The following is a 19,605-nucleotide window of genomic DNA, read 5'->3' as shown; positions in this document are numbered from 1 at the left end:
GGCCCTGCAATGCAGGGCCTTTTCTGTGCAGCCTCGCCGATCAGGCCGGCATTTCTGCCAGCGCGAGTCGAGAATACGTCGCGCGGAACTTGCGACATCGCGTCACCATCTGCTCGGTACTCTTGGGCATCGAAACACGGGCACGCGTGATATCACAGACCAATCCCTTGACCTGGCGCGCAAGGCGCACACCATGCTCGGCCTGACGAATCTGCGCGTCTGAAGGCGAGACCGGCAGCAAGGGCTCGAAGTTGCGCAGATGCTCACCGGCCACGGCGAAGTCGGCCCAGATATCGAAGATCTGCGCATCCGTGCGCAGAGTCTCGGTCTTGATCTTGGCGGAGTAAGCGAAGTGGGCAATGATCGGCGCCATGCCCTCGAACATCGGGTCATTGGCAAAGGTTGAACTCAGCTCGCTGGTGATCGTGTCGATGTCGCGCATGGCCTGCGCGATCTTGATGTAACGGCTTTCGTAGAACACATCGACGGGGATCGAGAAGGCCTTGAAAGGCTCGCCCCACAGCTCGTCGATGCCCTCCTCGCCGCTGCGGTGGTAAACCGTCTTGCCGAGCTCCAGGGCCTCTTGCAGACATCGGCCGCATTCGCGCATAAGGGCGTTGTCCGACGCAATCTCGACACCTGCAGCCTGCAGCTCGACAAGCTTGGTGAAGATGTCGGTGGCGCGGTTGAACATCGCACCGGCCAGCATCGCGCCCTTGACGCGCCGCTTCTCCAGATTGGTCTCTTCGGCGTAAGCCTTGCGCGCTTCGGCGAGGCGGAAACCGGGGATATTGACGCCGTGTTCGACATGGTTGAACAGGCGCCGCGTGAGGGCTTCGATCAACCGCTTCTTGGCTGCCAGCGTGTCATCCGGAGCCTCGTAGGTCTTGATCCAGTACCCGTAGTAATGAACGCGTTCCTGACCATCGATCAGGCGCTTGGTGCCGAAAGGCACGGATTCTGAAGTGGATTCGCTCATTGCTCGCATTTCACAGCCAGTCAAACCGTCCGCAGTACTCCGTTGCACCGCGCATTGACGTGCTGCGTTGCAATGTAGACGAGCATTTTTCTTTCATCTACGTGCAAAACAAATGTGCGGGCGAAACGCATTCTTTGCGTTTGCCCACAAAAAATCTGCAGTTTTTGACAAAAAATGCGGGTTTACGCGGTGTCGAGCGTTGCTATTTCCCCACACCGTCCGGTGAGTGGAACGCAGCGCAGCAACTTCTGACGGGCAGCCTGCCAAAATTCCTTCAGATGAAACCGGAAATATCTGACACCGGCCCTGAAGATCCGGACTGCAGCAGGCGAAGAAAAGAGAAATTGCCGCTCAGGCTTGCGGCAGGCAGTGCTCGACGAGCCTCACCCAGTACGACGCGCCCAGCCCCAGCACATCGTCGTTGAAGTCGTAACGCGCGTTATGGAGCATGCAGCCCCCCGCGCCCGCACCGTTGCCGATCCATACGTAGCATCCGGGGCGCTTTTCGAGGAAATAGGCGAAGTCTTCCGCCCCCATGCTCGGGCGCAGTGCCCAGCTCACATTGGCCTCGCCCACCAGCGCAGTGGCCACCTCGCGACAGGCCTGCGCCTCGGCCAGCGAGTTAACCGTCGGCGGGTAACCATCCGAGCGCTTGAGCGCGATCTTCAGGTCACAAGCCATCGCCACGCCGTCGCAGATGCGCTGGATCGCCGCCCAGGTCGCAGCGCGCACATTGGCGTTGAGGGTACGCACTGTGCCGCACAGACGCGCTTCGACGGGGATCGCGTTGTAGGCCTCCCCCGCATGGAACTGCGTCACCGATACCACCGCTGCATCGAGCGGATCGGTCGAGCGCGACACGATGCTCTGCAGCGCCTGCACCAGCTGCGCGCCGGCCACCACCGGGTCCTTGCCCTGCTGGGGCATGGCAGCGTGTGCGCCATGCCCGGTAATCACGATGTCGAAGCGATCGGCACTGGCCATCACCGGCCCCGGTGTCACGCCGAACTGCCCGGCAGGCATGCCCGGCCAGTTGTGCATGCCATAGACGGCATCGACGGGGAAACGCTCCAGCAGCCCGTCCGCGATCATCGCCGGCGCGCCGCCCTCGCCTTCCTCGGCGGGCTGGAAGATCAGCACCACCGTGCCATCGAAATTGCGATGCTTCGCGAGGTACTCCGCCGCGCCCAGCAACATGGTCGTGTGCCCGTCGTGACCACAGGCGTGCATGCAGCCAGCATGCCGGGAGCGATGCGCGAAGTCGTTGAGCTCGCTGATCGGCAGTGCATCCATGTCAGCGCGCAAACCAATGCCACGCGGGCTGTTGCCTGCCTTGATGATCCCCACCACACCGGTCTGGCCCATGCCGCGATGCGTCTCGATGCCAAGCGCCTCCAGACGATCCGCCACCAGCGCTGCCGTGCGATGCTCGCCGAAGGCCAGCTCCGGGTGCGCGTGGATGTCACGACGCACAGCGACCAGTTCGGGCAAAGCGGCAGCGATTTCCGGGATGAGCGTCATGTGAAAGGGGAACTGGACAAGGAGGCAAACATCTTACACTTCGCCGCATGACATTTCCCCCGTGCAAGCCGCTTGCCGCGCCACGCTGCACAGGCGCTACACTCGCGGCAAGAATAAAGCTCCGACCCACTTCGCTAGAGAGTCCCTGCCCATCGTGCGACGACTGATCTGCATCGGCCTGGCCGCACTGCTGCCTTCCGCCCCCAGCCTGGCTGCCCACGCCTATGCGCAGTTCGGCGACATCAAGTATCCGGCGGGTTTCAAGCACTTCGAATGGGTCAATCCCGATGCGCCCAAGGGCGGCAGTTTCTCGCTGGCGCCGCCGCTGCGCATCACCAACTTCGACAAGTACAACCCTTTCACCCTCAAGGGTAATGCGCCACCCGGCCTCTCTGATCTGGTCTTCGAGAGCTTGCTCACGGGCAGCCTCGACGAGCCCACCACGGCCTACGGACTGCTCGCCGAAGACATCAGCGTCGCCGGTGACGGCCGTTCGGTGACATTCCGCCTCAACCCGGCCGCCAGGTTCCAGGACGGCAGCGCCGTGCTCGCGATCGACGTGAAGTACAGCTTCGACCGATTGATGAGCAAGGAGGCTCATCCGGCAATCCGCGCACAGCTGGGTGACGTGCGCGGCGTGGTGGTCACAGGTGAGCGCAGCGTGCGCATCGACTTTGCGCAAGCCAGCGCCGAGCTGCCCCTGCTGGTAGGCAGCATGCCGGTCTTCTCGCACAAGTGGGGGGCGGGCAAACCCTTCGACAAAGTGGTGATGGATGCGCCCATCGCCAGCGGGCCGTACCGCATATCGGGCGGCGACTTCGGGCGCGACATCACGTACGAGCGCGATACGAACTACTGGGCGCGCGACCTCAACGTGCGTCGCGGCATGTTCAACTTCGACCGCGTCACCTTCCGCGTCTACAAGGACAACACGGCGCAGACCGAAGCCTTCAAGGCCGGCCAGTTCGACTATGTCGAAGTCTTCATCGCACGCGAATGGGCGCGCACCTACAAGGGCAAGAAGTTCGACAGTGGCGAACTGATCCGCCGCACCGTGCTGAATCGTAATGCCGGCGACTTCCAGGGCTTCGTGCTCAATTCGCGTCGTCCGCAACTGGCAGACGTGCGCGTGCGCCAGGCCATCGCACTGGCGATGGACTTCGAGTGGATGAACCGCCAGTTCTTCTACAACTCCTACACCCGCGTGCGCGGCTTCTTCAACAACAGCGACTTCGAAGCCAAGGGCAAACCAGCGGGTGACGAACTCGCTCTGCTGGAGAGCCTGCGCGACAAACTGCCAGCCGGCGTCTTGAACGAGGAGGTTACCCAGCCCCCCTCCACCGCAGCACCCAACAGCCTGCGTGGCAACCTGCGTGAAGCGCGCCGGCTGATGGCCGAAGCGGGCTGGACGTATCGCGACGGCGCCCTGCGCAACGCCAGGGGCGATGTCTTCACGCTCGAGTTCCTCGACGACTCGGGCTCGATGGCACGCATCATCAACCCCTACATGCAGGCACTCGGCAAGCTGGGCGTGCGCGCCAGCTATCGTCAGGCCGACTTCGCGCTGGTGAAGAAACGCCAGGACGTTTTCGATTTCGATGTCATCAGCCTGCGCACGCGCGGCAGCGAAGCGCCGGGCAGCGAACTGCGGGACCGCTTCTCCAGCAAGGCGGCCGCTACCGAAGGCTCGGGCAACCTCGCCGGCGTGCGCAGTCCGGCCGCCGATGCCCTGCTTGAAAAGGCCCTCGCGGCGCGCACGCGGCCCGAACTGGTCGCCAGCCTGCGCGCGCTCGACCGCGTGCTGCGCGCCGGGCACTACGTGGTGCCGCACTGGACCAGCACGGGCTTTCGCATCGCCTACCGCGCCAAACGCTTCGGCGAGCCGGCGGTGGCGCCACAGTACTTCCAGCCCGAAGACTGGACCATCCGCACCTGGTGGTCACTCGATGCCGCCAACAAAAACAAGAACGGAGCCAAGGACTGAGCCATGTGGAACTACCTGCTCAAACGCCTGCTGTTGATGATCCCCACCTTGCTGGGCGTCGTCACCATCACCTTCGTTGTCATCCAGTTCGTACCCGGTGGGCCGGTTGAACAGATGGTCGGCCAACTGCAGGGTCGCGACGCAGCGGGTGCCGAAGGACGCGCCTCCGGCGGCCCCGGTTACCTCGGGCGTCAGGGCGTGGATGCGGAACGCGTCGAAGAGATCAAGAAGCTCTACGGCTTCGACAAACCCGCGCATGAACGCTACTTCCAGATGCTCGGCCAGTTTGCGCGCTTCGATCTGGGCAAGAGCTTTTTCCACAACAAGGATGTCTGGCAGCTCATCCGCGAGAAGCTGCCCGTGTCGATCAGCCTCGGCTTGTGGACCTTCTTCCTCACCTATCTCATCTCGATTCCACTGGGCATCGCCAAGGCCGTGCGTGCCGGCACGCCCTTCGACACCACGACCACCGTGCTGATGCTGCTGGGCTACGCCATTCCGGGCTTCGTGCTCGGGGTCGTGCTGCTGGTGTTCTTCGCCGGCGGCAACTTCTTCCAGTGGTTCCCGTTGCGCGGCCTCACCTCACCCGACTGGGCCAGCCTGTCGCTCGCCGGCAAGGTCGTCGATTACCTCTGGCACATCGTGCTGCCGGTCATCGCCCTGCTCGCCGGCAGCTTCGCCACCGTCACGCTGATGACCAAGAACTCGGTGCTCGAAGAGATCCGCAAGCAATACGTGCTGACCGCGCGCGCCAAAGGCCTCGCCGAATCCGTCGTGCTGCGCCGGCATGTGTTCCGCAACGCGCTGATGCCGATCATGACGGGCTTCCCGGCGGCCTTCGTGGGCGCCTTCTTCACGGGTTCTCTATTGATTGAAACCTTGTTTTCGCTCGACGGTCTCGGCCTGCTCTCCTATGAATCGGCCATCCGCCGCGACTATCCCGTCGTGCTTGGCAGCCTCTTCCTGTTCACCCTCATCGGCCTCGTCACCACCCTGTTGCGCGACATTGCCTACCTGTGGGTCGACCCGCGAGTGAAATATGAATGACGCAAGCCTCGTGAGTGCCGCCGCCAGCGCCTCAGCAGCGCCCGCCCCAGCCGCAACATCTCCGCTGCGCGCCAGCCCCGGTCGGCGCGCCTGGCAGCGCTTCCGCCGCAACCGCCTGGCCCTGGTCTGCCTGATGTTGCTCGGCGCCCTGGTCTTCATCAGCCTCTTCGCCGAACTGCTGTCGAACGACAAGCCGATCGTCGTACGACACAACGGTCACTACTACTTTCCCATCGTGCAGACCCTGCCCGAGACCACCTTCGGCGGTGACTTCGAAACACCCACCGATTACCTTGACCCCTTCATCCGCGAGCAACTCGCTCAAGGCGACAACTTCGCGATTTTCCCGCTCAACCCCTACCACCACAGCACCATCAACTACTTCTCGAAAGAGCCCAACCCCGCCGCGCCCTCGGCCGACAACTGGCTGGGCACCGATGACCGCGGCCGCGACCTGCTCGCGCGCCTGATCTACGGCTTCCGCGTGTCAATCTTCTTTGCCATCGTCGTGGCAACGCTGTGCACCCTGCTGGGCGTGCTGTACGGTGCCATCCAGGGCTTCTTCGCGGGCTGGACCGACATCGCGATGGAACGCTTCGGCGAGATCTGGGGCTCCATGCCGCAGCTCTACATGCTGATCATTTTCTCGGCGCTGTTCGCACGCAGCCTCGGGCTACTCATCGTGCTGCTGGTGGCCTTCGACTGGCTGCTGATTTCGGCCTACGTGCGTGCCGAATTCCTGCGCAACCGCGCGCTCGACTATGTGCGCGCCGCCCGCGCGCTGGGTCAGAGCCGTCGACGCATCATGTTCCGCCACATCCTGCCCAACAGCCTCACACCGGTCATCACGCTGGTGCCTTTCATGATGGTAGGCACCATCAGCGCACTCACCAGCCTCGACTTCCTCGGCCTCGGCGTGCCCCCCGACACGCCCAGCCTCGGCGAACTGCTCTCGCAAGGCAAGGCCAACCTCGATGCCTGGTGGATCTCGCTGTCCACCTTCGTCGTGCTCGTCGGCACCTTGTTACTGCTGGTGCTCGTCGGCGACGCCCTGCGTGATGCGCTCGATCCGCGCAAGCAACTGGAGGGCGCGCCATGAGCCTGCTCGACGTGCGCGATCTGCGCATCGCCTTCGGCGCCCGCACGGTGGTCGACGGCGTGAGCTTCACGCTGGAAGCCGGCGAAAAGCTGGCCCTCGTCGGTGAATCCGGCTCGGGCAAAACGGTCAGCGCCTTCTCGCTGCTGCGCCTGCTGCCTGACGCCAAACTCGCCGGCAGCGTGCAGTTCGACGGCCGCGACGTGCTGACGATGGATGACACCGCCATCCAGCAATTGCGCGGCAAGGATATCGCCGTCGTCTTTCAGGAACCGATGACCGCGCTCAACCCCGTGCTGCGCATCGGCGCGCAGATCGCCGAGGCCATCACACTGCACGAAGGCCTTGCCAAAGCGGCCGCCTGGCAAAAGGCCATCGCGGCGCTCGCCCGCGTCGGCATTCCGCAACCCGAGCAGCGCGCGCAGAGCTTTCCGCACCAGCTCTCGGGCGGCCAGCGCCAGCGCGTCATGATCGCCATGGCACTCGCCTGCAAACCGCGCCTGCTGATTGCCGACGAGCCCACCACCGCACTCGATGTAAGCCTGCGCCAGCAGATCCTGGAACTGCTCGACGACCTGCGCCGTGAAACCGGCATGGCCATCCTGCTCATCACGCACGACCTCAACCTCGTGCGCCGCTTCGCCGACCGCGTGGCGGTGATGGAGCGCGGGCACCTCGTCGAACAGGGCGACACGCAGAGCGTCATGCTCGCGCCGCAGCACCCCTACACGCAGAAGCTCGTCGCCAGCCGCCCGCAACGCACGGTCGGTCCGGCGGGCACAGGCCTCGTGCTCAGCGCGGACAAACTCAGTGTCGACTACAGCGTGCCCGGCAAGGGCTTGCGCGGCTGGTTCCAGCGGCAACACTTCCGCGCGGTGAGCGAGGTCAGCCTGCAGCTCGCACCCGGCGAGACACTGGGCGTCATCGGCGAATCCGGCTCGGGCAAGACTTCGCTGGCGATGGCCCTGCTCCACCTGCACGGCAGCCAGGACAAGGTGCATGGTGAGATCCGCGTGGGTGATGCCACATGGCGTACCGCAGATCGCGCCGCACAGCGTCGCCTGCGCCGCATCGTGCAGGTCGTCTTCCAGGACCCGCTGTCCTCGCTGTCGCCCCGCCGCACCATCGAACAGATCGTCGGCGAAGGCCTCGAAATCCATGAACCCGCGCTGAACGCCGAGGCGCGCCGCATGCGCGTCGAACAAGCCCTGCGCGATGTCGAACTCACCGAAGCAGGAGAAGTCGCACCGCTGCTCGCGCGTTACCCGCACGAATTCTCTGGCGGGCAACGACAACGCATCGCCATCGCCCGCGCCCTGGTCCTCAAGCCGCAGATCGTGATCCTCGACGAACCCACCAGCGCGCTCGACGTCACCATCCAGCAGCAGATCCTGCAACTGCTCGCGCGCCTGCAATCACAACTTGGTCTCTCCTACGTGCTGGTCACGCACGACATCGACGTGGTGCGTGCCATGGCGCACCGCGTGATGGTCATGAAAGACAGTCAGGTCGTCGAGGCCGGCACGCTCGACGACGTGCTCGGCGCCCCCCGTTCCGACTACACGAAAATGCTGGTGGCCAGCGCAGGCTGAAGCGTTCTGATCAACGCAGCACACAAAATTTCGCTGCGCCGCAGCAGCGGAATTTTGTCCCCGCTGTGGTGAAAAATAGGTAGGGGTGCTGCTTGTGACCGGGCTCAACGGCAACTACCATGCAGCCACGTCACTCACGTTTGCTCCGCCCGAACCGTGCAACTCCAGCGCCTCACCCGAAGACTGATTCATCTGCGAGCCGTTGCCCAGCACATGGAGCGTCGCCTCGACACAGCCCTCACGCTGGACGAACTCGCCGAAGTCGCGCACCTCTCGCGCTTCCACTTCGAACGCGTCTTCGCCGACTACTCGGGTGAAACACCGCTCGCACGCGTGCGCCGCCTGCGCCTCGAAACCGCGCGCCGCCGCATCGCCGCAGGCCTCAACGGCGGCCTGCTCGACCTCGCACTCGACAGCGGCTACACCTCGGCTGAAGCCTTCTCGCGCGCCTTCCGCAGCCAGTTCGGCTACGCACCCTCCACCTGCCCGCGCGCACCGGCCACCACACCGCCCGAGATCCGCATCACGCACCTCGACGCGCTGCCTATCCAGTACATCCCCTTTGAAGGGCAGATCAGCGAATCGCTGCGCCCCTTCGACGAACTGCGCGCCCGCGCCCTGCTGCAAGACATCCCGCGCGAACGCCGCAAAGGCTGGAGCATCGAACACGCACGCAACGACGCCACCGGCCAGATCACGCTGCAAGCCGCGCTGCTCTCCGATCGCCTCGGCGCATCGATCATGGGCCTCGTGCACGGCGCACTGCCTGCCGGCCAGTACGCCGTCATTGCGCTGCAAGGCCGCTACGACGACGTGCCCGGCGTCGACGAACTCGCGCGCCGCGTCGAACGCGAAACCGGCTACACCGTCACCGACGGCCCGCGCCTGCGCAGTTTTCACAACGCCAGTTATTTGCCGGCGGATTTCGAAAAGCGCTGGGAGTTGTATCTGCCGGTGCAGGGCTGACGCGGCAGGACGATCAAAGCAAAGAGGCACGCCAGGGCGTGCCTCTTTGCTTTTGGGCCTCGACTCACCGCGAGACAAACCTTGCTTCGTCATTGCCATGTAGGGCGGGTTTCAACCCGCCGACACGCGTGCGCAGAGCCGCCAGGCGGTGTTCGACGCGGGATTGTGCGGTTTAAACCGCACCTGCAGACCACCCGGCTTCGTGCTCGACGAGCTCTCTGAAAGGTTTGCGCATTCCTCGGCTAACAACGCGCGAAAGCGGGAATGACTGCGAACTGATTACAAGCGCTGCGCGTAGTACTCAACCACCAACTGCAGATCTATCGGAAACGGCACATCGCTCGCTGCCGGCAGATGCGTCACTGTCACGCGCAGGTTCGCCTCGTCCCAGCTCAGCCACTCCGGCCGCGTCAGCGACGGCTCGGCCACGTTCAGGCGGATGATCTCCAGCGGCTTGTCGGCACGCTTGAGTGACACCACATCCCCCACCCGCACCCGGTACGACGGAATGTTCACCGCGCGGTCGCCCACCTTGAAGTGGCCGTGGTTCACCAGCTGGCGCGCCGCCGGAATCGTCGGCGCAAAACCGGCGCGGAACACCACGTTATCCAGACGACGCTCCAGCAACTCGGCCAGCTTCTCGCCCGCCGCGCCGCGACTGCGCTTCGCGTCCGTCATCAAGCGGCGCATCTGCCGCTCCGACAGGCCGTAGTTCATGCGCAGTTTCTGCTTCTCCTGCAGCTGCAGGCCGAAGCCGGAGATACGTTTCTGGCGCCCACCATGCTGGCCCGGCGGGTGCGGACGATCAGCAATGCTCTTGCGGGAGAGACCGGGCAACTCGATGCCCAGTGCGCGCATCACTTTGACGCGCGGGCCTGTGTAACGTGACATGTCAGTCCTTGAGAAATTATGGAGCGCCATGCGCTCCGGGTATGAAACAGCGCGATCAACAACAGTCGGGCGAAGAACGCCCCTGCGTCATTCCCGCCAGCTTTACGCACGGCGGAGCCGCTTGAAGCTCCCCTCCCCCGTGCGGGGGGAGGGGCTGGGGGAGAGGGAGAGCGGGAATCCAGCGTCGTTTGCACGGAGTCGAAGTCACTGGATTCCCGCCTGCGCGGGAATGACGGCGCCCTTACTTGGTCAGAATCAGCTTGCCGTTGCGCGTCGCACGCAGCACATACAGCGCCCCCGCATGCTCGATGTGCACGCAGGTCTCGCCACGCAGCAAATTCTCGCTGGCCACCACCGGCCAGCGCAGGCCGGGTCTGTCCTCGTGACTGGCGGCGCTGGCTTCTTCAGCCGCTTCGGGGGCAACACGGGGGGTCGGCGCACGCAAGATGAAATCTCCCTGAAAAGCTGTCAGTGCCATGCGCTCACCGCCTGCGCCTGGGCTTCCTCGAACACCGCGTCATGCGACATGACCACGGCCTGCGCATACCAGGCCTCGGTCAGCTCGTGACAGGCCTTGCGCAGCAGGGGGTCAACATCTGCCCCCTCGGCCAGCGCTCCCAGCAACTGCGACAGCGAACGACACTTGGCGATGCTCAGCCCGTGCAGCGCGCTGCAACTGAGCAAGTGAATGATGGATGCCATCAGCACGGCAGGCCGTGTCTGGGCGATTTCCGGATCAATATGCATGACGCGCTCCAGTGGGGTCGAGCCAGATACGGCTCATGCAGAGCCCTGTCCCGGCCCTGTCCTCAAGACATCTGAAAAAGATGCTGGCTCGCGATGCATGACCGCTGGCTTGCAAATCCGACTTCCCGTTTCGGGCCTGATGCCCTGGCCGCCGGGCGGAGAGTCCGGCCACCTGAGACCCACCGTTCCAATCAGCCTTGGCAGGTCTGAAGAAATTATATGCGAATCATTCGCATTTGCAAAAAGAATTTGCACACGCTACGGTGTTGGCACCCAAAGGGCCGCTCCTGGCTGCCCCACATCCCCCGCAGGCTCTCACCTTGCCGCCCTCTTCGCTCCTCGCCGCCACGCAGCCGCTCCCCTTGCCCGCCAGCGTCCCCGCCGGCATCCAGGTCCGCCTGCTCGACCTCGCCGGCGCCGAAGCCGCGCTGCCACGCGCCCTCAGCCTGCTCAGCGAAGCCGAACGCGCCCGCGCCAGCCGCTACCGCCACCCCGCAGACGCCCAGCGCTTCGCCCTGACCCGCGCCACCCTGCGCCAATGGCTCGCCACGCAGCTGGGGCGAGCCGCAGAGCACATCGACATCATCACGGGCCCGCACGGCAAACCCCGGCTCGCCAACGACGCCCTGCACTTCAACGTCGCCCACGCCGGGCGCTACGCCCTGCTCGCGCTATCCGCGACAAGCAAGGTCGGCGTAGACATCGAAGCCATCGATCCCCATCGCCCCTGGGCAGACATCGCACGGCAAGCCTTCTCGGCACACGAGCAAACCCTATGCAACGACGCAGAAAGCTTCTACCGAACCTGGACAGTCAAGGAGGCCGTCGTGAAAAGCTGGGGCAGCGGCATCGACGATGCGCTCACATCCTTCTCGGCGATTCCTGCAAAGGATGGCCTGCAGCTTGTTGCCAGTGCCTGGCTGCCGCAGTTGCCGCACACGCAGGCATGGTCGCTGCCTGCACCCGAAGGCTATTCGGCGGCGTTAGCAGTGTCGGAGGACGGCATGTCGCGATATGCCGTTGGCCTCACGGAATGCTAGATTGCTGCATTCCTTCACCAGCGAACCTTGGGGCCCTTCTTGAATGCAATGTCGAATCCGCTGATCTACCCGATGGCTGCGCACCTTGCGCTCACGGCATTTCTCTATGCGCTGCTTACCCTTGTGCGCGCACCTGCCGTCTGGGGTCTGGGTCGCCGCCCGGATGGCTCCAATCCCTGGGCCAAAATCGAACCTCGCATCAGCGCCAATCTCTCGAACCAGTTCGAGTGGCCGCTCTTCTTCTACGTGGTTTGCGTGCTGTTGCTACAGCAAGCGGCTTCCGACCCCATACAGCTCTGGCTGGCATGGCTATTCATTGCCGGGCGACTCTGGCACACCTGCGTCCAGATTTGCACAACGAATGTTCGGCTACGTGGCGCAGTTTTCACAATCAACTTTGTTGCAGTTCTGGCTATGTGGCTGTGGCTGCTTGCCAGTCCGTGGCATGGCGCATGAGCTCGACCTCTCCGCTGAGGGCCGATCTAGCATCTGGGCGCTGGGATGAACTCCATGGCGAGCACCGGACGGCTGAGAGTTTTGCGGGGTCTTATCGAATGATGGAAATTTCACACACGTAGACCACGCTGCTAAGCCACCTCTAATTTGAACTTGGGATAAGAAAGTAAGTGTCCGACGATATCTCGCAATCTAACGGAACGCCCCGACAACTGTTTGATCTAGGCGACTCCGTAGGCGTCAATGAGTCCGAGCGCATCCTGACCAAGTTGTGCCAGCGGTCATTTCTACGCCTTTGGTCACAAACCAACATCTATACCGACGAAGGCTTTAAGAACGGAAAAGGTGGAACAAAGGAGCTATGCGACGCCATTGCCATATTCGGGCAAGACGTGATCATCTTTTCAGACAAGCACATTGAATTCCAAAAGGACAAACCATTGGAAGTGTCTTGGCCCCGTTGGTACAAGCGGGCAGTACTCCACTCCTGCCATCAATTACACGGGGCAAAGTCTTGGATACAGCGCTTCCCGCATCGAGCATTTCTTGATCCCAAGTGCCTTCGTGCGTTGCCAGTATCCATTCCCACAGGAAATGCGGTTCAATTTCATCTTGTAGCTGTCACACGCGGTTGTCGAGAAGCGGCGCTATCTGCTCAGGGAAATGAAGGACTGGGCTCCTTTGGCGTTTCGAGTTCTCTAAAGGGCAACGCACATCATAACGCCCCATTCGTCATCGGGATTCCTGAACCCGGGAGGCATTTTGTACATGTCTTTGATGAAGTAACAATCGAACTCCTAATGCAGGAATTCGATACTGCCATCGACTTCATTAGCTACCTCAAAGCTCGAGAGGACCTTCTGGGAAGAGCTGGCACGGACGTCTCAGCTTTCGGCGAGGAAGAGTTGATGGCGGCGTACCTACGCACTATGGATGAGACAGGAACAAGACATGTGTTCTTCAACCTACCTCCCGGAGAAGACCAGCCAGATCAAATCATATTTGACGGATCTCACTACAGGGGTCTCAGCACCGACCCTGGATACAGGCGCAAGAAAATCGCCGATCAAATCAGCTACGAGTGGGATGCGTTAGTCGATCGCTTTCTCCAATACGGAGACCCGGGTTTGCACGAGCAGTACGTTGAGCAAACAACAGCAGAAACGGAACTTGGTCTTCGACTATTGGCCGCTGAGCCGCGCTTTAAAAGACGTCAGCTTGCTCAATCATTTATAGGGGCACTACAACGTGTAGAGCCAGGAGGACGCCTCGGAAGGTTGGTCTATAGCGGCATTGCCGGTGAAACAGTCTTCGTATTTGTTGTGGTATCGAAACGAAAATCTGAGTCGTACGCCGAGTATCGACAGTACCGAATTAGCATCCTGCACGCATATGTGATGACGGCGCGGTTGATGGCCGAGTTAGGCACCACCTTTGTCGGCATCGCTTTTGACAATCCTAACGAAGAGAACGGCGCTGGTGGGTCTGAGGACATGTTCGTACTCGTGAAAGAAGACTGGACCGAGGATGAGCTCAGAGAGTTAGAGCGCAAGCGGAAAGAGTTAAATCTTTGGGGAGCGTCAATGGAGTATTGGCGACTTAAGCAAGACGAGTTCCCCGCAGAAAATCAAGCCGTAGCGATGCAAAGAGTTAACATAAACAACGAAAAAGCAACCCGCTCAAATTCCGCGCCAGATGCAAAAGCAAAAGCAATGAAGCGCCGAAAAAAATCTAGGCAGAAATCTCAGCGCGCCAATCGTAAAAAGTGACTACTTCCGACCGTGAAGGCTCACCCCCCCAACGTCGCCCCCCCATCCACACACAAGTCATGCATGGTGATATGCCGCGCACGCTCCGAAGCGAGGAAGCACACCGCCTCGGCAATGTCTTCGGGTGTTGCGATACGCCCCAGCGGAATGCCCAGCCGGTAGCGTTCGAGTGAGCCCTTGAGTACGCCCGCTATCTGTTCCGGCGTGCTGGCGAAGGCGCGTTGCATGGCGGTGTCGGTGGAGCCGGGGGAGACGGTGTTGCAGCGGATGCCCAGCGGGGCGAGCTCGAGGGCGAGGCAGCGCATGAAGTGGGCGGTGGCGGCCTTGGAGGCTGCGTAGGCGGCCATGCCGAGACGGGGTACGCGGGCGGCGTTGGAGCCGACGGTGACGATGGCGCCCTGCTTGCGTTCCACCATGCCGCGCGCGACGGCGCGGCACATGCGGAAGATGGCGGTGGTGTTAATAGTGAAGCTGTCTTCCCAATCGTCGTCGCTGAGTTCCAGCGTGTTGCCGCTTCTCAATATGCCTGCGACGTTGATGAGCAGATCGATGGGGCCGAGTTCCTGTTCGGTACGGGTGACGGCGGCGGTGATGGCTGCGCCGTCGCGCAGGTCCATGGGGATGGCGATGGCTTGCTTGCCCTCTGCGCGTAATGCGTGGGCGAAAGTTTCGAGTTTGTCGGCCTGGTGGTCGATGAGTGCGACGCGGGCACCTTGCTGGGCGAGTGCGCGTGCGACGGCAGCGCCGATGCCCTGGGCGGCGCCGGTGATGAGGGCGGTTTTGTTGTGGAATTCGAGGTGGGTGGTCATTCGGGTTCCTTTGCTTGATGCGCGTTGTGCTTGGGGCGTGCTCGTTGCTGTTCCCTCTCATTGAGGAGAGGGTGGCGCAGTGCGCCGGGAGAGGTGAGGACGTTCGTACTCACGTGCAAGCTGTTGTGGGGAGCGAACCCTTCCCCCTCACCCGCCCCTGACGGGGCACCCGCTGCGCGGCCCACGGACAGCACTGCATTGCTGTCCGGCTACGCAGGCGCAGCGCAATGCGCTACGAATTCCCTGCTTCGCCCCCCTCATGGGGAGGGAACTGCTGCGTGATGTCTTTGATTGCGCGTGAGCTCGCCGAACCCGCCCTACCTTCGTCATTCCCGCGAAGGCGGGAATCCCGTGACGTTGTTTTTCACCAGCACAGCAAAGTCGCTGGATTCCCGCCAGCCCTCTCCCCCAACCCCTCTCCCGCAAGCGAGCGAGGGGAGCTTCAAACGGCTCCGCCGTGGGTAAAGCTGGCGGGAATGACGGTGTGGGGCTTGTGTCTTAGTTCTCCAATCTCTCCGCGAGCACGCGTCCGATATGCGCCAGCGGCGCACGCTGGCTCATGCTGTTGTGCGTGCTGGCTATGTCGATGCGTTGCAGCTCGCCATTCACGTAGGGCTGCCAGCCGAGCCAGTCGGGGGCGTCGGCGGATCGCTGCGCGGCGTGGAAGAACAGCACGTTGCCGTTGAACACCGGGTGGCGCAGGCCACGGTAGAGCTTCATGGAGGCTATGGCCTGACCGGTGAGCCTGGCGAGGCTCGCGGCGTCGCGGTCGGCGAAGACAGTGCCGGGGCGTTGCAGGCGGGTGCGCATGGCGGCCAGCGACAACTCCTGACCGTCGTCGCCGAGGTGGCCCTTGCCGGCATAGCCGATGACGTCGAGCAGGACGATGAGGGCGTCGCGTTCGGTGGGCGGCGGTTTGCCTTGCCAGATGTCGCTGGGGTAGGCGTCCATCATCGCCAGCAGTTCGACCTGTTCGCCGTCGGCCTGCATGCGTGCGGCCATGGCGTGGGCGATGCCGCCGCCGGATGACCAGCCCATGAAGCGGTACGGGCCGTGCGGCTGCACGCTGCGAGCCAGGGCAACGTAGTCGGCGATGACTTCGTCGATGTGCGCAGCAGACTCGCCGCTGATGCCGCGCGATTGCAGGCCGTAGATGGGCGTGCGGCGCAGTTGTGCGGCGAGGCCCATGTAGCACCACGACAGGCCCTCGGCGGGGTGCACGCAGAACAGCGCGGGCTGTGTAGCGTCACCAGACTGGATGCGCAGCAGCGGCGCGAACGGGTCGCTGGCCTGCTCGGGTGGAGCATGTCCATCGAGCTCTGCACTCACATCCAATGCCACGGCAAGTTGCGCGACGGTGGGATGACGGAACAGGCTGGAGACGGCGACCTCGCGTTGCAGGGCGACGCCGAGGCGGTTGGCGACCTGAATGGCTTGCAGCGACTTGCCACCCAGCGCGAAGAAGTCGGTGTCGCGTGCAATGTCCTGCGCGCCCAGCACCTCGCGCCACACGGTGGCGATGCGTTGCTCCAGCGGGCTCAGTGGCGTCCCTCCGGATTCGCTTAGCGCGGCGGGCGCTGCATCGGCTGCATCCAGCCCCATGCGCCGCAGGGCGCCACGGTCGATCTTGTTGTTGGCGTTGCGCGGCAGGCGCTCGATGCGGATGTACGCCGACGGAATCGCTGCTGCGGGCAAGCTGTTGGCGAGGTGCGCCTGCAGCGCGCTGGCGGCAGGCAAGTCACCCTCGCAGGCGATGAAGGCGGCGAGGCGTTTGCTGCCACTGGCGAGCTGCTGGCCAACGACTGCGGCTTCACGTAAACCGGGGTAAGTGAGCAGCGCTGTCTCGACTTCGCTGGGGTCAACGCGATAGCCGCTGATCTTGAATTCGTCATCGAGGCGGCCGAGGTACACGAGCTGCCCATCGGCGCGCTGGCTCACACGGTCGCCGGTGCGATACGCCCTTGATGCAGCAGTACCTGCGTGTGAAAGCTCGACAAAACGCTTCGCCGTGGCCTCTTCTCGACCGAAGTAACCACGCGCCAGCGCCCCGCCGATCATGCACAGCTCCCCTGCTTCGCCGCGCGGCACGGGGCGCAGTGCGGCGTCGACCACTACTGCGGAGAGGCCGGGCAGTGGCAGGCCGATGGGCACGGCCTCGCCATCAAGCGCGATGGCCTCCGGCCCCGACAGCGCAGCGGTCGTACAGATCACCGTTGTCTCGGTCGGCCCGTAGGTGTTGAGCAGCACCACGTGCGGCGCCACGGCGGCACGCCAACGCGTGACACGCTCAGCCAATGCGGCTTCGCCACCGATGATGACGAGGCGGATTGCGTCGGGCAGCTTTGCAGTAGCACCCAACCCGTACACCAGCTCGTGCCAGAAGGCTGTCGGCAGGTCGAGCACGCTGATCTGCAGCGCGGCGCAGGCGGCGAGGAAGCGCGGCATGGATTCCAGCATCGCCTCGTTGCGCAACACCAGGCGTGCGCCGCAGGTGAGCGAGAGAAAGATCTCTTCGACGCTGGCATCGAAATGCAGGGGCGCGAATTGCAGCACGCGGTCGTCGTGCCTCATCGCGTAGCGCAGCCGTGCGCCGGCGAGGAAGTGGGCGAGCGCATCGCGGCCGATCATCACGCCGTTGGGTTTGCCGGTCGAACCCGAGGTGTAGATGATGTAGGCGAGTGCGGTGTCGGCGACGGCAAGCGGTGCTTCCATGCGCGGTGCCGATGCCGTCGTCGGCCCATCGAGATACAGCGTCGGCAACGCGTCCGGAATACGCGTCGCCAGCGCACGCACACTCAGCACCAGCGCGGGCTGGGCGTCTTCGAGCACCATGGCGACGCGCGCATCGGGGCTATCGGGGTCGAGCGGCACATAGGCGCCACCGGCCCACAACACGGCGAGCAGCGCGACGATGGTTTGTGGCGAGCGCGGAAGCAGGATCGCGACGCGGCTCTCATCGCCCACGCCGTATTCGCGCAGCTCAGCGGCAAGGGTCTGTACGGCTTGGAGCAGTTCGGCGTAGGTCAGCACCACGCCGTCCTGTTCCACCGCGATGCTCGCGGGGCGCGTCTGCACCTGTTCGATGAAGGCAGCGAGCACGCCTTGCGGTGGCGTGGGCAAGGCTTCACTCGTGATGAGTACTTGCGCAGGAGACGGCAGGCCGGGCAGGAGTTCGGCGAGTGGGGTATCCACCGCTGCACGCTGCAGGGTGTCGAGCGCTGCGACAAAAGCTTCGCGATGCGCAGTCAGCACATCGGCGGCGTAGGCATCGGGATTGGCTTCGAAGTCGAGGCGCACGCCATCGGGCCCGGGCGCGATGGTGATGGAGAGGTCTTCCACCGGGCCAGCGGAGACCGGGTGCGACAGCGCCTGCACGGCGCCGAAAGCCGGCGGGCGCTCGAAGGGCATGAGGTTGATGACGGGGCCAAACAGGCGGCGCGGGCCGCTAGTACGTGAAAGCTCATGGCGGGCCAGTTCGTGGCGCAGCCATTCGTAGCGGTAACGCTGGTGCGGACGCATGTCGCGCATCTCGGCGACCACAGTCTTCAGCAGTGCGGCCATGCCTTGCGTGGCGTCGATGCGCACGTGCAGCGGCACGATGTTCATGGCCATGCAGGGCACGCTGAGCCCCACGGAACCGAGCCGGTTCATGACGGGCAGGCCCAGCGTGACCTCGGTCGTGCGCGTCTGCTGTGCAAGCCAGGCAGCGGTGGCAGCAATCAGCCAGGCGGCCCAGTCTGCAGCACAGATTTGCGCGGCAACTTGCCAGCGCGTGAAGGCCGCAGCATCCAGAGCGCCACGCGCGCGCTGCACGCTGTGCGCGACGGCCGCTGGTGGAGCCAGCGTGACGGGGACGGGTGTTGCGGCGAGTCGTGCGACCCAGAAGTCGCGGTCGCGCTCGCTGGCATGTTGCTGGTAGTGCAATGCTTCATCCACCACGGCAGCGAGGCTGACGCCGGGGCGTGCTGGTTCGGGCGACGCGGTGCCGGTGGCTTCGGCATACAGCGCGGCCACGCGACGCTGCAGCAAGGCGTAACCGAAGCCGTCGAGCGCCACGTGGTGCACGCGCAGCAGCCACACGTGGCGTGCGCCCTGTGCTGTGTCGGGCAGGCGCAGTAGGGTCGTGGCGAACAGCGGGCCTTGTTCCAGGTCCACAGGAGCCTGCAAGTCGTTGTGCATCCAGCGGTGGGCGGCTTGCAGGGCAGAGTCGTCACGCTCACCCAAATCCGTCATTCCCGCGGAGGCGGGAATCCAGTGACTTTCCGCATCTCCATGAACGTCACTTTCAACGACGCTGGATTCCCGCCAGCCCTCTCCCCCACCCCCTCCCCCGACACGGGGGAGGGGAGCTTCAAGCGGCTCCGCCGTGCGTAAAGCTGGCGGGAATGACGGCGAAGAATCCGTTAGATCAATGCAGCGCATGCTCCAGGCACGCGGCGCATGCGCCTGCCACACCTGCATGCCCTCAGCCTCATCAATGCCATAGCGCATGTGCAGCGCTTCGCATTCGTCTATGGCCTGGCGCAGCACGGACTCGAAAGCCGCCGGGTCCAGCGGACCCAGCAGCTCGATGGCTTCGGCCGTCCAGTACGCCGGGCTTTGCGGGTCGAGTTGCTGGCCGAGCCAGATGCCGAGTTGTGCGGCGCTGAGGGGCAGGCGCTGCGGTTGCGCACCCTGCTCTACTTCCCTGACTGCTCGGTCATTCATG

The 19,605-nt window shown here is 63.7% G+C and carries 15 protein-coding genes; 8 read left to right on the top strand and 7 right to left on the bottom strand.

Annotated features, from left to right (window positions below; translation table 11 throughout):
* Positions 1 to 40 precede the first annotated feature (40 nt).
* Together ABEA02_RS04945 and ABEA02_RS04940 are read right to left on the bottom strand one after the other, a co-directional pair.
* Complete coding sequence (locus ABEA02_RS04945) at positions 41 to 979, bottom strand: hypothetical protein (protein ID WP_345531748.1); 939 nt, start codon at positions 977 to 979, stop codon at positions 41 to 43.
* Positions 980 to 1,330: 351 nt separating this feature from the next.
* Positions 1,331 to 2,500, bottom strand: a complete 1,170-nt coding sequence (locus ABEA02_RS04940) for a M20 aminoacylase family protein (RefSeq protein ID WP_345531747.1) — start codon at positions 2,498 to 2,500, stop codon at positions 1,331 to 1,333.
* Between the two features lie 154 nt (positions 2,501 to 2,654).
* Here ABEA02_RS04940 and ABEA02_RS04935 point away from each other — a divergent pair, with 154 nt between their 5' ends.
* The 5 genes from ABEA02_RS04935 to ABEA02_RS04915 all read left to right on the top strand — a co-directional run bounded on the left by ABEA02_RS04935 (position 2,655) and on the right by ABEA02_RS04915 (position 9,185).
* Positions 2,655 to 4,484, top strand: coding sequence for an extracellular solute-binding protein (locus ABEA02_RS04935; RefSeq protein ID WP_345531746.1), 1,830 nt, complete (start codon positions 2,655 to 2,657; stop codon positions 4,482 to 4,484).
* Positions 4,485 to 4,487: 3 nt separating this feature from the next.
* Positions 4,488 to 5,531 carry a microcin C ABC transporter permease YejB gene (locus ABEA02_RS04930; protein ID WP_345531745.1) on the top strand — a complete coding sequence of 348 codons (1,044 nt, stop codon included), beginning with the start codon at positions 4,488 to 4,490 and terminating at the stop codon, positions 5,529 to 5,531.
* Positions 5,524 to 6,630, top strand: a complete 1,107-nt coding sequence (locus ABEA02_RS04925; RefSeq protein WP_345531744.1) for an ABC transporter permease — start codon at positions 5,524 to 5,526, stop codon at positions 6,628 to 6,630. Before ABEA02_RS04930 ends, ABEA02_RS04925 begins: the two co-directional genes overlap by 8 nt.
* The gene (locus ABEA02_RS04920) at positions 6,627 to 8,219 is read left to right on the top strand and encodes an ABC transporter ATP-binding protein (RefSeq protein WP_345531743.1); all 1,593 of its coding nucleotides are present in this window, start codon (positions 6,627 to 6,629) and stop codon (positions 8,217 to 8,219) included. Before ABEA02_RS04925 ends, ABEA02_RS04920 begins: the two co-directional genes overlap by 4 nt.
* A 213-nt stretch (positions 8,220 to 8,432) precedes the next feature.
* Positions 8,433 to 9,185: a helix-turn-helix domain-containing protein gene (locus ABEA02_RS04915; RefSeq protein WP_345531742.1), complete on the top strand. Its 753-nt coding sequence runs from the start codon at positions 8,433 to 8,435 to the stop codon at positions 9,183 to 9,185.
* Positions 9,186 to 9,464: 279 nt separating this feature from the next.
* On the opposite strand, the gene rpsD is transcribed toward ABEA02_RS04915, so the two are convergent.
* The 3 genes from rpsD to ABEA02_RS04900 all read right to left on the bottom strand — a co-directional run bounded on the left by rpsD (position 9,465) and on the right by ABEA02_RS04900 (position 10,823).
* Entirely contained in the window at positions 9,465 to 10,076 is a 612-nt protein-coding gene (gene rpsD / locus ABEA02_RS04910) for a 30S ribosomal protein S4 (RefSeq protein WP_345531741.1), read from the bottom strand.
* A gap of 241 nt (positions 10,077 to 10,317) precedes the next feature.
* Entirely contained in the window at positions 10,318 to 10,554 is a 237-nt protein-coding gene (gene hemP / locus ABEA02_RS04905) for a hemin uptake protein HemP (protein WP_345531740.1), read from the bottom strand.
* Positions 10,545 to 10,823 (bottom strand): hypothetical protein, encoded by a 279-nt coding sequence (locus ABEA02_RS04900; protein WP_345531739.1) that lies wholly within the window; start codon positions 10,821 to 10,823, stop codon positions 10,545 to 10,547. Before ABEA02_RS04900 ends, hemP begins: the two co-directional genes overlap by 10 nt.
* A 362-nt stretch (positions 10,824 to 11,185) precedes the next feature.
* On the opposite strand from ABEA02_RS04900, the gene ABEA02_RS04895 reads away from it, so the two are divergent.
* The 3 genes from ABEA02_RS04895 to ABEA02_RS04885 all read left to right on the top strand — a co-directional run bounded on the left by ABEA02_RS04895 (position 11,186) and on the right by ABEA02_RS04885 (position 14,088).
* Positions 11,186 to 11,863 carry a 4'-phosphopantetheinyl transferase family protein gene (locus ABEA02_RS04895; protein ID WP_345531738.1) on the top strand — a complete coding sequence of 226 codons (678 nt, stop codon included), beginning with the start codon at positions 11,186 to 11,188 and terminating at the stop codon, positions 11,861 to 11,863.
* Positions 11,864 to 11,911: 48 nt separating this feature from the next.
* The gene (locus ABEA02_RS04890) at positions 11,912 to 12,319 is read left to right on the top strand and encodes an MAPEG family protein (RefSeq protein WP_345531737.1); all 408 of its coding nucleotides are present in this window, start codon (positions 11,912 to 11,914) and stop codon (positions 12,317 to 12,319) included.
* A gap of 170 nt (positions 12,320 to 12,489) precedes the next feature.
* The gene (locus tag ABEA02_RS04885) at positions 12,490 to 14,088 is read left to right on the top strand and encodes a hypothetical protein (protein ID WP_345531736.1); all 1,599 of its coding nucleotides are present in this window, start codon (positions 12,490 to 12,492) and stop codon (positions 14,086 to 14,088) included.
* 20 nt (positions 14,089 to 14,108) lie between these two features.
* On the opposite strand, the gene ABEA02_RS04880 is transcribed toward ABEA02_RS04885, so the two are convergent.
* Positions 14,109 to 14,897 carry a 2,3-dihydro-2,3-dihydroxybenzoate dehydrogenase gene (locus ABEA02_RS04880; RefSeq protein WP_345531735.1) on the bottom strand — a complete coding sequence of 263 codons (789 nt, stop codon included), beginning with the start codon at positions 14,895 to 14,897 and terminating at the stop codon, positions 14,109 to 14,111.
* Between the two features lie 498 nt (positions 14,898 to 15,395).
* A complete protein-coding gene (locus ABEA02_RS04875) occupies positions 15,396 to 19,604 on the bottom strand; it encodes an amino acid adenylation domain-containing protein (RefSeq protein WP_345531734.1) in 4,209 nt (1,402 codons plus the stop codon).
* Between the last annotated feature and the right edge of the window lies 1 nt (position 19,605).

Origin of the sequence: Viridibacterium curvum, assembly GCF_039544165.1 — a bacterium.
Lineage (GTDB): Bacteria > Pseudomonadota > Gammaproteobacteria > Burkholderiales > Rhodocyclaceae > Viridibacterium > Viridibacterium curvum.
Note: the sequence above shows the minus strand (reverse complement) of the source record. Positions and strands in the feature narration are given on the sequence as shown.